Here is a 14,376-nt window from a genome sequence, read left to right as displayed (position 1 = left end):
CCGGCGGGCGCCAACGAGAACGACGTGGCGTTCACGGTCGGCTACACGACGACCGATCATGACGGCGACACGGCGACGGGCTCGCTGACGATCAATGTCGATGACGACACACCGACGATCAGCAACATCCAAGACGCGATCATGCCGAACGTCAGCAATACCGACGTTCACGGCACCTGGCAGCCGTCCTTTGGAGCGGACGGGCCAAGCCTTACTTCGGCGATCAGCCTTGCTATGGGAGCTGCGCCCTCTGGACTGACCTACACTTTGACCAGCCAAGGGACGAATGGTGCTGGCGACGCCGTAACTCAAGTCGACGTGAAAAATGGAGCGACTACTCTCTATACGTTCTATGAGTATACGCACTACAATCCGGCAACGCACTCGTCCGAGATGCTCGCCTATACGAACCTAACGGATGCGCAGGGTGCCACCGGTGCGAACGAGTACTTCACACTGACTGTCGCGGCAGACGGAACCTATGACTTCCACCTCGTTACGAACAGCCTGCAGTCGACCAATACTTTTGACATTACTGGGGTCCACCCGGGCAACGGCAACTATGCCACGATCATCAACAACGTTGGCAGCTTCGGCAACGGTGCAGTTCCAGCGAGCGGCTACGACGTCCTTATCGATGGCTTCAACGCGTCAAACGTCAACGACAATGTATACATGAACAACAACGGACTGGGAATCGGCAACGGCAACCTGGACACGAACGAGACCCTGACCTTCAAGTTCGCACTCCTTCAGGATCACGTCTCGATGGCTATCGGGAAAAGCGGAAACGATGCGAATGAGCATTTCTTGGTGACCATCTGGAATGCGGCGCACAATATCTCCGCCACCTGGAACGTGACACAAGCGGATGGCACGCCGCTGATTATCGACGCGGCGCATTGGGGGACCAACGGAACGAATAGCGGGGCGTTCTTCGATTTCAGCGAAGCAGATGTAAAGAACATCTCAAGCGCCAGCGGTGAGGATCCCAAGCTCGTGATTCTATCGCTAACCTACAACTCGCAGACGGTCATCAGCGACACCACGTTGAATTTTGCACTTGGGATCACGGACCACGATGGCGATGCCATCACAAGCTCGGACAATTTGTCCGTCTCGCTGGTCGGAACTCACACCGGCGCCGGCTACCAGGAAGCCGGCACCACGACCGCGGAGGTTATTGGAACGAGCCCCGGAGCCGATACGATCAATGGCGGAACGGGTACGGGCGACACTGTCGACTACACTGGCAGCCTGGCGGCCATTTCGATCCATCTTGCTGATGATGGGCATGCATCCGGCGCACCGGCGACATTCACCAATCCGGCACTTGGCACCATCGGCGGCGGTAATGCCGGCGGAGATACCCTGACGGGCATCGAGGGATTGATCGGCGGCTCGGGCAACGACTATCTGTTCGGAAACGCCGGGGACAATTACCTTGCGGGCGGGCTTGGGGCCGACACGCTGAATGGTGGAGGCGGCAACGACATCCTGATCGGCGGCGCAGGGGCGGACACGATGACCGGCGGCACGGGCGCCGACACGTTCAAGCTCGATCATCTCGACATCAAGGATCTCATCACCGATTACAATGGTGGCGAGGGTGACAAGATCGACCTGACGGCGTTGTTCGAAACCGGACCAGGGACCAATATCGCAGACTTCGTGAAATATGATGCGCCCACACACACGCTCAGCGTCGATACCAATGGTACAACCGGCGGTGCCGTTTTCCTCGACGTGGCCGTGTTGACCGCGGTGCCCGCCGGCACCATCACTCTGCTCTATGACGACACGGCGCACGTACAACACACAGCCACGATCTAACGGCCATGGTGCGCGACCACCTGCCTATGTTATACATCGCTAATATCGAGGGGAGCTCAACATGAAACGTTCTGCAAGACTGCTGGTTTCCGCTGCGACGCTGTTGCTGGCAGTCGGGTCGACGGGTTATGCCGCCGACATCATCGAAGGTCCGACGGTCGACTATTGCCGTACCGTCGGCACGTCCAACCTGGTGCTGACCGACAACATCATCGACCTCAAGGTGCAGGTGGTGAAGCTGATGGACGAGTCGGTTGCCGCCGCCAACAGTTCGGAGTGGATCAACTCGTCCCGGCCCGTCTTCGTCTGGGCGTCGGAGGCCAAGGTCGCTTGCGGCATGGCTTACGGCTACCTGAAGACGAACTACAAGGACGAAGACACGCTCAACAAATGCGAGTGTTTTCACGACCGCATGGTCGAGTACATGCACTGACCGGATAGGCGAAGCCACGCCTGTTGGCCATCATGACAGCCAACGGTTCTTTTTTCAGGGCGATCGCCGGCGCGGTCGCGCTGGCCGGTTTTGGCCAGACTGGCACGCCGGCCAGCGCCAACTGGCTGGAGCGACCTTCCGTGGAACAGTCCTCCAATCCGGCGCGGCCGGTGCACTGTGACGCTGCCACGGAATGGACCCGGCGAACATTCAAGGCGTTTGCCAGTTGCCAGGCATCGATCTATGGCCTGGAGCCGCTGCTGGCGCATGCCGTCATGGAGATCGAAAGCGGGTTCGATCCCGACGTGCAGGGCGCCGATGGCGAAATCGGCCTGATGCAGGTCATGCCGGCGACCGCCAGGATGCTCGGTTTTCAAGGCTCCCTGGACGATCTGAGCGCGCCGGCGACCAACATCGCGCTGGGGGTCAAATATCTCGCACAGGCCAACAGGCTGGCCGCGGGCGATCTGTGCACCACCGTCATGAAGTATCGCGCCGGGCATAATGAAAGCCGGTTCTCGGCACTCTCGGTGCGATATTGCGAGCGTGCGCGCGCAATCCTGGCAAGGGAAGGGATCGAAGTGACCGGCCCGTTGCCGGTGGCATCCTTCGGCTTCTCCGCATTTTCGCCAGGAGGAGGGGGTGGAGCCCCTGCCCAGGCAAAAGGTGTTTGCGTTCGCCGCGTGTTCGTGCCCGGGCCGCGGTACATGAAATGCGCCGACTACCGGACCGCCGGGCAGGCACGACAGATCAAGGCGCTCAGGGCCAGGCTTTTCGGCGGTTAAAAGAAATGCAGACGGCACGGCAAGTCCGCCGTAACATGACTCGAGGGCCAGATCGGGAAGCCGGCGGCAAATAGGGGTGGAGCATTCATGGAAGCTGGCCGACGGATCCCCTGTCCACGGACATGGGCAATCGCCTTTGCGCTCGCCATGATGGTGTCGGGCTGCCAATCGAAAGACGGCGTTTCCGAAGCGCTCGATCCGGCGGCGATCGCCGCGCCTGCCGGGCAAAATGCCGCCGCTGTTGCCGGTCCAGTCCAGGCGACCCAGTCGCTGGGCACCGGTTCGACGAAGATCACCATGCTGCTGCCGCTGTCCGCCGCCGGAACGGCAGGGGAAAACGGCAGGAAGATGCTCGATGCCACCAAGCTGGCGATGACGGATATCGGCAACGGATTGCTTACGCTGACGGTAGAGGACACCAAAGGCGACAGCACACTGGCCAGCAAACTGGCGATAACGGCCATAACGACGGGTTCGAAGGCCGTCATCGGCCCGACCGAACTGCCGGCAGCCCAGCATATTGCCACGCTGTCGGGATCGACGCGGCCACCGGTCCTGGCGCTTGCCGACAATTTCGCCGGCAGCGCCGGGGTTTATGCCGTGCTCCTTGGCGAAGCGGACAGCGCCGCGGCGGGCGCCGCGGGACTGGCGGCGAAAGGCAGCAAGAAGTTCGTACTGCTTGTCGCAGCGGGCCCAAACGCCGGCGCCGTGGAGAAGCGGGTCGCGAACAGCCTCAGCATCTACGGCGCGGCGCTCGCGGTCACCGTCCCGTATTCGGCCGGCGACGGTGGCGCGAAGGCGGTCGAGGAAATGGGCTCGCTCGTGGAGGCCCCCGACGCCGTCATCGTTGCCAGCGGCGATGGCAGCCCGTCAGCCATCCTTGCCGCCCTCAAATCAAAGGGCATTCCGGGAAAGGCAATCTCCGTCGTCGGAACGAACCGTTGGCTGGAACATTCCATGGATCCTCTTTACGAGGGGGCCTACATCGCCACGCTCGATCCGCGCGAAACCGGGCCGATCGCCGACCGTTTCAGGACGACATACAACTATCCGGCCGACGTCAATGTGGCCTACGCCTATGACATGGTTGCGCTGACTGCGGGGATTGCCAGTGCGGTCGGGCCTGATGGCTTCAGCAAGAAAAATCTCGAAAATCCAAACGGGTTTCGTGGATCGACAGGCCTGTTCCGGTTTCGGGCTGACGGATCCAGCGAACGATCGATGCCGTTCTATCGGATTGAAAAAGGTGCTCTCAAGCTGGTTGCAAAATCGACGTCGGGTTTCTGATCGGCGAGAAGCCTTGAGAAGCCGTTCGCGCTGATGGGCAGGCTGGGCCGCAGCCGCCAGGCGATCGGGCTCGGCAGCCTGCTGCTTCTGGCCGGGATCCTGCTGATCGTTCAGGCCGGGGCTTTGCTTTCGGTCGATCGGCCTGTCCTTGCCCCTTCGCAGGATGTTGACGACACGCAGCCAATCCCACCGGCTGCGGCCGTTATCAACGCACTACGCCGAGAGCCGGCGCGCAAGGTTGCTCAAGATCTCATCGCTCCGCCACGGCTCGATCCCGCGGAGATCGAACGGGTCGAGCCCCGTCCACCACTCAGCGAGCTCGGTCTTGCCGTGCCGCCGAAGACGCCGATGCCTGGGGATTGGCGGGAGGTCTTGCTCTACCGCCCGATTGCGACATCGTCGGCTATGTTCGAATCCATGGGCTGGAAGGTGATCATCAGCGGCGTGCAAGGCATCGACCTCGACGGATCCTGCTCGTTTCACGACGTCACCTGGCCATGCGGTCAGCGCGCACGCGCCGCCTTCCATTCCTGGCTGAGGGGGCGCGCGTTGAAATGTTTCGTGCCGCCGGACGTCGAGCGTTTTGCCATCGCCGCACCGTGCAGGCTGGGCAAGCAGGATGTCGGCGCCTGGCTTGTCTCCAATGGCTGGGCCACGGCACTGCCGGGCGGCATCTATGGCAAGGCGGAGGCGACAGCCAGGGAGGCGGAGATGGGCATATTCGGCGCAGCACAATAGGCGGTCGCTCAGCTGCTGATATTTTGTTTGTTAACCATCAGGGCGCAACTCTCGCCTTGGGCAAGCCAATTTCGTCGGCAGCCTTGATGGGGTCATCGCGCAATCGATTAAATTGCAAGGTTCCTTGAAACTGAAATTGCAACACACCGGCCTTACACCAGCCCATCCACAGGAGATCGGCCAGTGACAAAGACAATGGCGACCACCACCGCCCAGGCATGGAAAGGCGTCGCTTGGCTGACCTTTCTGGGAACCACTGCAATCCTGGCCCTTTCCGTCGGCCTCAACTATCTGCTCCTGTTCTCGGAGGCGCTGACGCCATTTGGGCGCAGCATGGTCACGGCAATCCTGTTGCCTGTCGTCCTTGGTGTTCCGCTGTTTCTGTTCGTTGGCCTGAAGCAGATCGAACTGCGTCGCTATCGCCGGGAACTCGACAAGTCGGCAACCTTCGACACCGTGACAGGCTGCCTGAACGGAGCGGTGTTCACGTCGATGGTCGAACGAAGAACTGCAAGGCCATCGGCGCCGGGCCCGAGATCCGGCGCCTTCCTGGTCATCCATTCGAAACATTTGCGGTCCATCAACCTGCGCTTTGGTCTTGAATGGGGCGACGAGGCTTTGCGGCTTATCGCCTCGACCATAAAATCATCGGTGCGCGCGGAGGATCTGGTTGGACGCATAGGGACTTCGATGTTCGGGGTTTTCCTGTCCGGCGCCTCCGAAGCGGAAGCCAGCGAAATCGGCGAGCGTATCCGGGCGCGTATCGCGCAAGTCTATTTCGCACCAAAAGGAACCGAGGATACGCTGAGCGTCAAAGTTGGCGGCGTGGTGTTCGAAAACGAGGTGGAGTTCGAGGACATGTTCCGGTCGGCCGAGCAGCGCATGGCCGGCGTACAGGACGGAGCCGCACTTGAATTGACACATCTCCACAGCTGACAATCGCTGGGCGCCAGCGCCATTTAGCCGGAGATCGGCTGTTCGATCTTGCCTGGCAAGGAAGCCGTTGGCCGGCCTATGGTCATTTTTCCCGCATCGCTCGACGGAAGTTCTGCGTGATCGGCTCGGCGAGGTAGGAAAGCACGGTGCGAGCACCCGTTCGGATCATGGCCTCGCTCGACATGCCGGGCAGCAGCTTGCGGCCCTCCAGCTTGGCGAGTTCGCTCTTGTCGATCAACACGGTCGCGGCGAAATAGGGTGCCCCGCTGCGCTCCTCCACCATGCGGTCAGCCGACACGATCTCCACGACGCCCTCGAGCGGCGGCAGGTTGTAGCGGGCAAAGGCCGGGAAACTGACGTGCGCGGGCTGTCCGGGGGCGATCGTCTCGACATCCTCCGGCTTGACCATGGCCTCGACCACGAGCTGCTGTCCGAGCGGCACGACCGTCATCAATGTCTCACCGGGTTTCACGACACCGCCCGCCGTGTGGACCTTCAGATCCATGACGATGCCGTCAACCGGTGCGACGACATTGGTGCGGTCAAGCACGTCCTTGGCGGAGCGCTCCTGCTGTCCGAGGTCGAACAACTCCGCCTCGATCTTGCTCAACTCATCGACGGCCTCGTTCAGCCGCACGGTGTCGAGGTTCAAGACTTGCATGTCGATCTCGGCCATGGCGCTTCTGGCACGGGCGATTGCGGCGACGTTGGTGGCGCGCTCTCCCTCGACTGCCCGCTGTTGTCGTCTGAGCAACAGGTTCCGCTCGCGGGTGGTCAGCCCCTTCTTGAGCAGGCTCTCAAGGTCTTTGCTTTCACCCTCGATGGCCTCGATCTGCTTGTCCTCGGTGACGATGAGCTCCTCCAGCCCCGTTACCTCATCCTCGGTCTGGTGACGCCGCTGGCTGAGAATTTCCCGCTCGTCCGTCAAATTGTGGTGCTTTGCCGCGAACACGTCACGCTGTGCGGCCACCGCATCCTTCACGGCCTTGGCGGGGTTTGCGAGCAGCGCCGGGTCGAACTCGATCTCGGCCTTACCATCGCGCTCGGCCCTGAGACGCGCGGCCAGCGCCTCACGCGTTGCTATCCGGTTCTGGACCAGGTCAAGCTGCGCCTTTGCCTGCGTGTCATCGAGGCGGACGAGGACCTTGCCCGCCTTGACGGTATCACCGTTGGCGGCGTTCAACGCCGCGATGATGCCGCCCTCGAGATGCTGGATGAGCTTGCGGTCGCCGGCGACCTTGACAATGCCCGGTGCGACCGCGGCGCTGTCCAGCGGTGCCAGGGCTGCCCAGCCCCCTGCGATGCCGAAGAACAGGAACATGATCGCGAACCCGGTGAACTTCACGCCGGCCAGACGCAGGGGTACCGGTTCCAGGAGGGAGGGCGGCGCGACGGGTAATGGCACGACGTTCAATGATGGGGAACGGCTCATGCTTCCTTGACCTCTTTGCTGTCGTCGACTTCCTTGACCACTTCGAGGGTTGGTAGCTGGGCTGCCTTTGGCATCTGGGTGACCTTGCGGGCGCGGTTGGCGAGTTCGCTGAACACGGCGTCGCGCGGCCCGAACAGGTCCTGTGCGCCGTGGCTAAGCACCAACACCTTGTCGACTTTTTCCAAAATGCTTGGCCGGTGCGAAATCAGGATCAGGGTCGTACCTGCGGCCTTGAGCCCGCCGATGGCTGTCGCCAGTGCTTGCTCTCCCTCCTGGTCGAGATTGGAGTTGGGCTCATCGAGGATAAGGAAGGCCGGCTCACCGTAGAGCGCCCGAGCCAGCCCGATGCGCTGGCGTTGTCCGCCGGACAGTGCCGCACCACCTTCACCGATCTCGGTGGCGTAGCCCTTCGGCAACCCCTTGATCAGTTCGTGGACGCCGGCCAACTGCGCGGCCTTGACCACATTGTTGAAGACCGCCGGGTTGAGCGACGCGAAACGGGCGATGTTCTCGGAGACGGTGCCGGCGAAGAGCTCGATGTCCTGCGGCAAATAACCGACGTGTCGACCCCGGTCCTCGGCCGCCCATTCGACAACACTCATGCCGTCAAGCAACGCACGCCCTCCGGTCGGCCGCCAGGCACCGGCAAGGATTCGCGCCAGGCTTGTCTTGCCGGCGCCGCTCGGGCCGATCAACGCCATCGCTTCGCCAGGCTTGAGCTGGAAGCTGACGCCTTTCAGGATCGGTTCGCCGCCCTGACGGGCAAGCACAAGGTTGTCGGCCTCAAACCTGCCTTTGGGTCGTGGCAGTGGCAGAACAGGCGTGGCCTCCTGGCGCTGTCCGGCGACCGCGGTGAGACGCCGGTAAGCGGCACGCGCTCCGACCGTCGCCTTCCACGTGGCGATCGCTTGCTCGACAGGGGCCAACGCACGGCCCATCAGGATCGAGGCGGAGATCATGATGCCGGGTGAAGCCTCGTTTTTCAGCGCCAGATAAGCGCCGAGGCCGAGGATGGCCATCTGCAGGGCCAGGCGGTGGCAACGTGCGATGGCCGCGATGACGCCGCCCCGGTTGGCGGCAAGGACCTGTCCTTTGTTTGCCTCGTCCTGATGCGCCTTCCAACCCTCCAGCAGGGGCTTCAGCATGCCCATAGCCTGGACGACTTCGGCGTTGCGGATCGCTGCCTCTGCCTGTGTGTATGCCCGCGACTGAGCGCTTGTGGCCTCGGTCAACGGCTTGCGTGTGATGTATTCGTTCAGCAAAGCGAGTGCGAACAGCACGAGCCCGCCGCAAAGAGCCAGCCAGCCCAGCCAAGGATGCATGAGGAAGATGGCGGCGAAGAAGATCGGTGCCCAAGGCGCATCGAGGATCGGGAAGATGCTCGGGCTGGTCAAGAAATTCCGTACCTGGTCGAGGTCGCGAAGTGGTCGCGCATTGATCTGGCCCGGGGCAGAAGCGGCGTATTCCACCGACGCGGTCAGGAGAACTGGGCCCAACCTTGCGTTCATCCATGACCCGACCTTGGCCAACAGACGCCCGCGTACGACTTCCAACCCCGCGAGTGTCCCGAGCGCCGCCGCCGCCATCAACGACAGCATCACCAGCGTCTCGAGGCTATGGCTGCCGAGTACGCGGTGGTAGACCTGAAGCATATAAAACGCCCCGGTCAGCATCAGCACGTTGATGCCCCCGCTGAACCAGATAAGTGGCCGGATGGCGCGTTTGGCTTCTTTCATCACCACCTGCAGGGCAGGGGGCTGTTGCTTGGTTTTCATCATTTAGAGGACATCCCCATGCAAGAGATCGCGGGCGGCGCATGGGGGCAGCGTTCGCTGCCCCCATGGTCAAGTGTCAGGCGACGTCAACAAGTATGTGCTGGACGTCTGTCATATCCCCGTCCGCGTCCGCCACTTGGAAGGCGAAGTCGAGGTTGGCATCCGGCGTCTCAGTCACGGTCGTGCTGAAGGCGATATCCACGATCTTCAGCACGTCGTTGTCGACGGCGTCGAAGTTCACCAGATTGGTGGTCGCATTGCTGCCGCCGCCAGCGCCGGTCGCTCTGTTCAGGTCAATCGCCGTGCCGGTGATCCCATTGCCCGACTGCATGATCTGGACACCCTGCAGCAAGTACTCTTCGCCGGCTGCGTTGTAGTCGTTCTGCTCGATGATCACGAGGCCGTCATTGTTGTCGAGCGTGAACTCTGAGTTGTAGGGGGATGGGACCTGACCCGTCTTAAAGATGTCGCCGTTCGACACGTACATAGCCCGCGTGATCGAGGTGTCGTCCGCGGTGCCGAAGATGTTATCGGCACCGTTGTCGACCAGGTCGAGGATCAGCATCAGGTCCTCGCTGTTGCCAATGCCGTCGAACTTGATGGCCATACTGCCGGCGACGGCCGTCGGGTCGGTAGCCTCGCTCGCGATACCGACGTTGCTGTTGAAGAACCGCAAGGTGAGCAGTTCGCCTTTCTGGATCGTGTCGCCGGCGACACCGTTGGTGCTCTGCGTCGCGGACACCCACGTTTCGTTGTTGTTGCTCACCATGTCGTGAGCAGCGCCGGTGAAGACGGTGTCAGGGGGGACAGATGAGGATTTTCCCTCGCCATCGATCGTCAAGCTGAACGGGTTGGCTTTGTTGATCGCGTTGCCGGTGAACTGCACGAAGAAGTCTTCGTCATCCGCCGTGTTCGGGTCATCCGCCTGCAACTTTTCCAAAACGATCTTTGGGTGGCCCACGTTGCTTGTGGGCTGCTTGGACAAGAGCTCACTGGTGTGGATAAGATCGAAGCTGAAGCCTTCGAGCGGGTCGGTGAGCTGGATGGTATAGGTGTCGGCAAACTTGTCGAAGACGAGGGTACCGCCCGCTGTGCCGATCTGGGTGCCTGCCGCAGGGTCCTTATCATAGGTAAAGGTGAAGTTGAACGTCGCCAAGAGGTCAGTCTCTGACGCGAGCGTCACGTTGGATGTGAGGATGTTACCTCCGCCGCCGCCGGTGATAGAGCCAGTGAGTGCGATCTGTATGCCGGGAAGGATATCGTCGGTATCCACGAAGTCAGAGTGCGTGGCGTCGTAGTACGAAACCGGGCGAGCATCCGCGCCGATGTCGTACCCGAAAGCGCCGGAAGCCGTTGCGCCGGCTGCGTTGGCCAGGATTTCGTGGGTACCATCGCTACCACCACCGGATGCATCACCGTCGAATGGCACCGTAATCGTCGGCCCGTCGTCCTCGAAGGCGAATGCAGTGCCGATGTTGGCTGTTGCCTCTGCGGTGTCGCCGTCACCATCGGTGGCGGTCGCGGTCAGCGTAACCAGATCGGCCGCGGCAAGTACCGCCGCCGAAGCGCCGCTCTCCACGGGATCTGTCGGATCGTTGTGGATGACCGAACGGTCCTGGGTCAGCGTCACCTCGCCGGTGTTCTCATCGACGCTGATCAGGAAGGCGACCGTGGTTGTATGGTTGGCCAGATAGCCTTCGACTTCGCCGTTGAGGTTGAGGCGCAACAGTATGTTGTCGCCGCTGAGCGTGTCGTCGAGGCCGCTGTCGACGCCTGCACTCTTGACATCGAGATCATAGGTGACGCTGCCGCCGTCGGCGCCGAGATCGGTGCTGAAGGCGGATGCAAAGCCTGCCGATGTGGTATCGGAAAGGTCGCTATCGTCGGTAGTCAGCGTCGGAATCGTGCCGTCAGCGGTCACGGTCGGCCCGTCATCCTCGAAGTGGAAGGCGTCGCCGATATTGGCGGTTGCAGCGTCGGTGTCGCCGTCACCATCGGTGGCGGTCGCGCTCAACGTCACAAGGTCGGCCGCAGCAAGTACCGCCGCCGATGCGCCGCTCTCCACCGGATCGTTCGCATCGTTGTGAACGACCGAGCGGTTCTGGGTCAGCGTTACCTGGCCGGTGTTCTCATCGACGCTGATCAGGAAGGCGACCGTGCCTGTGGCGTTCGCCAGATAGCCTTCGACCTCACCGCTGGCGTTGAGACGCAGCAGAATGTTGTCGCTGTTGAGCGTGTCGTCGAGGCCACTGTCGACACCGGCGCTCTTGACGTCTAGCGCATAGGTGACGCCGTCGAGGCCATCGGCGCCGGCGTCGACGCTGAAGACCGACGCGAAGCTTGCCGACGCTGTATCGGGAATGTCGGTATCGTCGGTAATCAGCGGCGGAACAGTGCCGTCCGCTGTCACCGTCGGCCCGTCGTCGTCGAAGTTGATGAGGGAGCCGACCTCTTCGGTGTGGGCGTTGGTAGTCGTTGCCGAGAAATGGAACTCGGTGATGTCGCACCCTTCATTCGCATCGACCCCCGTAACGGTCAGCCGATCCATTTGGCTGGCGGTGGTGATATCGACGGTTGTGATGTTATCCAGCCCGGTGATGGTGACGGCGTTCCCGGTGCCGCTAAGCCCTGAGACGTGGATCGTGCCGCTCGCCGTGACATAGTCGCCATCGGCGGTGATGGCGGCGGCAAACCCCGATGCGCCCGTCAACTCGATACTGACGATATCAACAGGGCTGGTCGCGGTGCCGTCAAAGAAATCCGAGCCTTGCTCGTCGTCCGTGTTGTCGAAGGCCTTGATCGTGATGTCCACCCGCTTATCCGGATTGGAAGGCGTGATCTGGTTGATCGTAAACCCGGCCTCCGTGATGTCATCGAGATGGTTGTCGTACTGGATTTGCGAAGCAGTACCTGCGTTCAAGTCGCCGCCGGTCACAAAATCGACCTGCAGCGTTTCGTTCGGATTGATGCTCTGGTTGTCGATGCCGAAGCCTTGTGTACTCACATTGGCAGTTCCGTTCAAACCAATCACCAGAAGCTGCTTGGCAGCGTCATCGGGAGAATTGATCAGGTAGAAATCGTGATGGCCGGGAGCGGCGTCCTGGCCTGAGAAACTGATCTCGGAGGTCCCCTCGATCGATGCGAACACCATATCGGTCAAATCGATGCGGTCATCTGGGTTGCTGTCCCCGCCGAGCGGATGCTGCAATGGCACATACTCAACCAAGTACAAATCCGCATTGGTGGAGCTGGTGGGGTCGAGCCCAAACGAGAAGGCGAGCGCCCCGCCCTCGTCGGGCTCAAAAGTCGGGTCGTCAGTACCGATGACGCCGATCACGACGTTTGGATCAGTTGAATCCTGGAACAGCCAGACATAATTGCCATCGACCGTCCGGATGTCGGTGAGCACGCCGTCCGTGGTGGAAAACGGGTCTCCGTCGAGGTTCTGCGTGAGAACGACCGAGGTGATGATTTCCCCTGGGTCCCCCGTGGCCTGCACGAAGTCGGCCTTGAAGGCGACCTCCAGCGAAGTGCCGAGAGTCAGGAGATATTGCAGCGTGGTGTTGCTGGAAGGGCTGATGTCATCGTCCTGAAGGCCGGTGGTTTCGTCGATGATGATGTCTTGGGCCACGATGTCGAGTGCCATGGAGGTTCTCCTTGGTTGAAAAACGCTTCAAGAAAAGGGAACCAGCTCCCGGATGCCGGAAATGCACCTACCCCAGTGCATTCGGTCGCGTGATGGATTTCGTCCCCATGCCTCATCGTGCCGCCTGCGCAGAGGGCGCGTCCATTCCCGCTTCGGTAGTATTGGGGTCAATGGCCGTACCTGATCGAACGATATATATCCTTCGATAGTTCAGGCCGGCGGTTGCACGGGCACGGCCGTCAGGCGGGTTTCCGGCCCGTTGTCGGCATCATGTCGATGTCAGTTGAAAGGGATGGTCAGATCAGGCCGGTTCGGCCCGGCCGCTCGGCGTCTTTGCCATGCGCCATCCAGGCCAGCTCCGCCCGGCCGCCAAGGCGCAGCTTCTCGTAGACGTGATGCAGGTGCATCTTCACCGTGCCTTCGGATACGTGCAGCCGCTGCGCGATGGCCTTGTTGCGCAACCCGCGCGAGACGAGATCGGCGATCTCAGTCTCCCGTCCGGTCAGTCTGGACATCGGCTCTGGCTGCGTTTCCGGCATCAGCAGTTGCTGGACGATCTTGTTGTCGATCCATTTCTTGCCTGTCGCCACCGCGCTCACGCATTCGATGAGATAGCGGTGGCTGATGCCCTCCAGCACCAGGCCGTCGCTGTCGAGCGCCTGTATTTCCTTGATGTCGATCCTGCCTGCCGGCTGGACGATGAAGATGATGCCGAGGGCGCTGTTGCAGGCCTTCAGCCGGGCCGAAAGACCGGTCGTCTCCGGATCCGCCATATCCAGGCCGACGATGACGATGTCTGGTCGATGGCGCTCCACGTGAGGAACCACGTCGACAGGGCGGCGGCACTGGGCGACAACCTCGTGTCCAGCCTTCTGCAACACCCACTCCAGACCAGCGAGATACACCCCCCGCGGGTCGGCGACAACCAAAGTCGACATACCAACACCGTCCGACCAACACCGTCCGAAAAAACGCAACGAACTTGGTTAAACACCCATTAAATCACGAAACCAGAGCTCATGCGCATTGTCAAGTAAACACTAATATAGTGATTGCTATAATAAAGACCTTAGGCTTTCAGACCGACCGGCGCGGGAACCCGCACGGCAGTAAGTTCGGCTGACGCTGCCGGATGGCACTCGCAAACCTTGTCAGTATCGCGTCATGATGAGCAGGACGCCTGCTGGAGATCAACCTTAGCGGTTTGCGATATGGCAAGACACGAAGGGAGCAGGTTTGCTACCCCTCAGTTCGCGCAACATCACGATATTGAGTGAGCGGCCCGGAGACATGGGTAACAGTCTGTACCTAAGACCATGTCTCCGGGCCGTACATGAAAAATTTGGTAGCGGGAGAGCGCTACCGCCTTTCCCCCCACTCACTGAACTGCCAGTTCCGGCTTCGCTGCTACGGCTGAGCGAAGCGAGCCCTCTAATTACGAATTTGTCAGAAGGCCTTTCCTGTTGTTTCTCATGCCCGTCGTTGGAGTGCGCCCTTTGGGGTGGACAGAT

Annotated in this window: 10 protein-coding genes; 6 read left to right on the top strand and 4 right to left on the bottom strand. The window is 61.2% G+C overall.

Going from position 1 to position 14,376, the window contains the following annotated elements:
* From NKI38_RS29195 to NKI38_RS29170, 6 genes are all read left to right on the top strand, one after another.
* A partial coding sequence (locus NKI38_RS29195) for a calcium-binding protein (protein WP_352663796.1) occupies positions 1-1,833 on the top strand: 1,833 nt, incomplete at its 5' end.
* A 61-nt stretch (positions 1,834-1,894) separates the two neighbouring features.
* Entirely contained in the window at positions 1,895-2,266 is a 372-nt protein-coding gene (locus tag NKI38_RS29190) for a hypothetical protein (RefSeq protein WP_352663794.1), read from the top strand.
* 32 nt (positions 2,267-2,298) lie between these two features.
* A complete protein-coding gene (locus NKI38_RS29185) occupies positions 2,299-3,051 on the top strand; it encodes a lytic transglycosylase domain-containing protein (RefSeq protein ID WP_352663802.1) in 753 nt (250 codons plus the stop codon).
* An 87-nt stretch (positions 3,052-3,138) separates the two neighbouring features.
* Positions 3,139-4,338 carry a type 1 periplasmic-binding domain-containing protein gene (locus NKI38_RS29180; RefSeq protein WP_352663792.1) on the top strand — a complete coding sequence of 400 codons (1,200 nt, stop codon included), beginning with the start codon at positions 3,139-3,141 and terminating at the stop codon, positions 4,336-4,338.
* A 33-nt stretch (positions 4,339-4,371) separates the two neighbouring features.
* Complete coding sequence (locus tag NKI38_RS29175) at positions 4,372-5,076, top strand: thermonuclease family protein (RefSeq protein ID WP_352663790.1); 705 nt, start codon at positions 4,372-4,374, stop codon at positions 5,074-5,076.
* A gap of 183 nt (positions 5,077-5,259) precedes the next feature.
* On the top strand, positions 5,260-6,012 hold the full coding sequence (locus NKI38_RS29170; RefSeq protein WP_352663788.1) for a GGDEF domain-containing protein: 753 nt from the start codon (positions 5,260-5,262) through the stop codon (positions 6,010-6,012).
* 82 nt (positions 6,013-6,094) lie between these two features.
* Here the strand turns inward: NKI38_RS29170 and NKI38_RS29165 are convergent, their stop codons facing one another.
* From NKI38_RS29165 to NKI38_RS29150, 4 genes are all read right to left on the bottom strand, one after another.
* Complete coding sequence (locus NKI38_RS29165; protein WP_352663786.1) at positions 6,095-7,444, bottom strand: HlyD family type I secretion periplasmic adaptor subunit; 1,350 nt, start codon at positions 7,442-7,444, stop codon at positions 6,095-6,097.
* Positions 7,441-9,219: a type I secretion system permease/ATPase gene (locus tag NKI38_RS29160; RefSeq protein WP_352663800.1), complete on the bottom strand. Its 1,779-nt coding sequence runs from the start codon at positions 9,217-9,219 to the stop codon at positions 7,441-7,443. The genes NKI38_RS29165 and NKI38_RS29160 overlap by 4 nt, the downstream gene beginning before the upstream one ends.
* Before the next feature lie 76 nt (positions 9,220-9,295).
* The gene (locus NKI38_RS29155; protein ID WP_352663784.1) at positions 9,296-12,865 is read right to left on the bottom strand and encodes a DUF5801 repeats-in-toxin domain-containing protein; all 3,570 of its coding nucleotides are present in this window, start codon (positions 12,863-12,865) and stop codon (positions 9,296-9,298) included.
* 296 nt (positions 12,866-13,161) lie between these two features.
* Complete coding sequence (locus tag NKI38_RS29150; RefSeq protein WP_352663798.1) at positions 13,162-13,746, bottom strand: response regulator transcription factor; 585 nt, start codon at positions 13,744-13,746, stop codon at positions 13,162-13,164.
* Positions 13,747-14,376 lie beyond the last annotated feature (630 nt).

Origin of the sequence: Mesorhizobium sp. M0621 (assembly GCF_040320745.1) — a bacterium.
Classification (GTDB): Bacteria; Pseudomonadota; Alphaproteobacteria; order Rhizobiales; family Rhizobiaceae; genus Mesorhizobium.
Note: the sequence above shows the minus strand (reverse complement) of the source record. Positions and strands in the feature narration are given on the sequence as shown.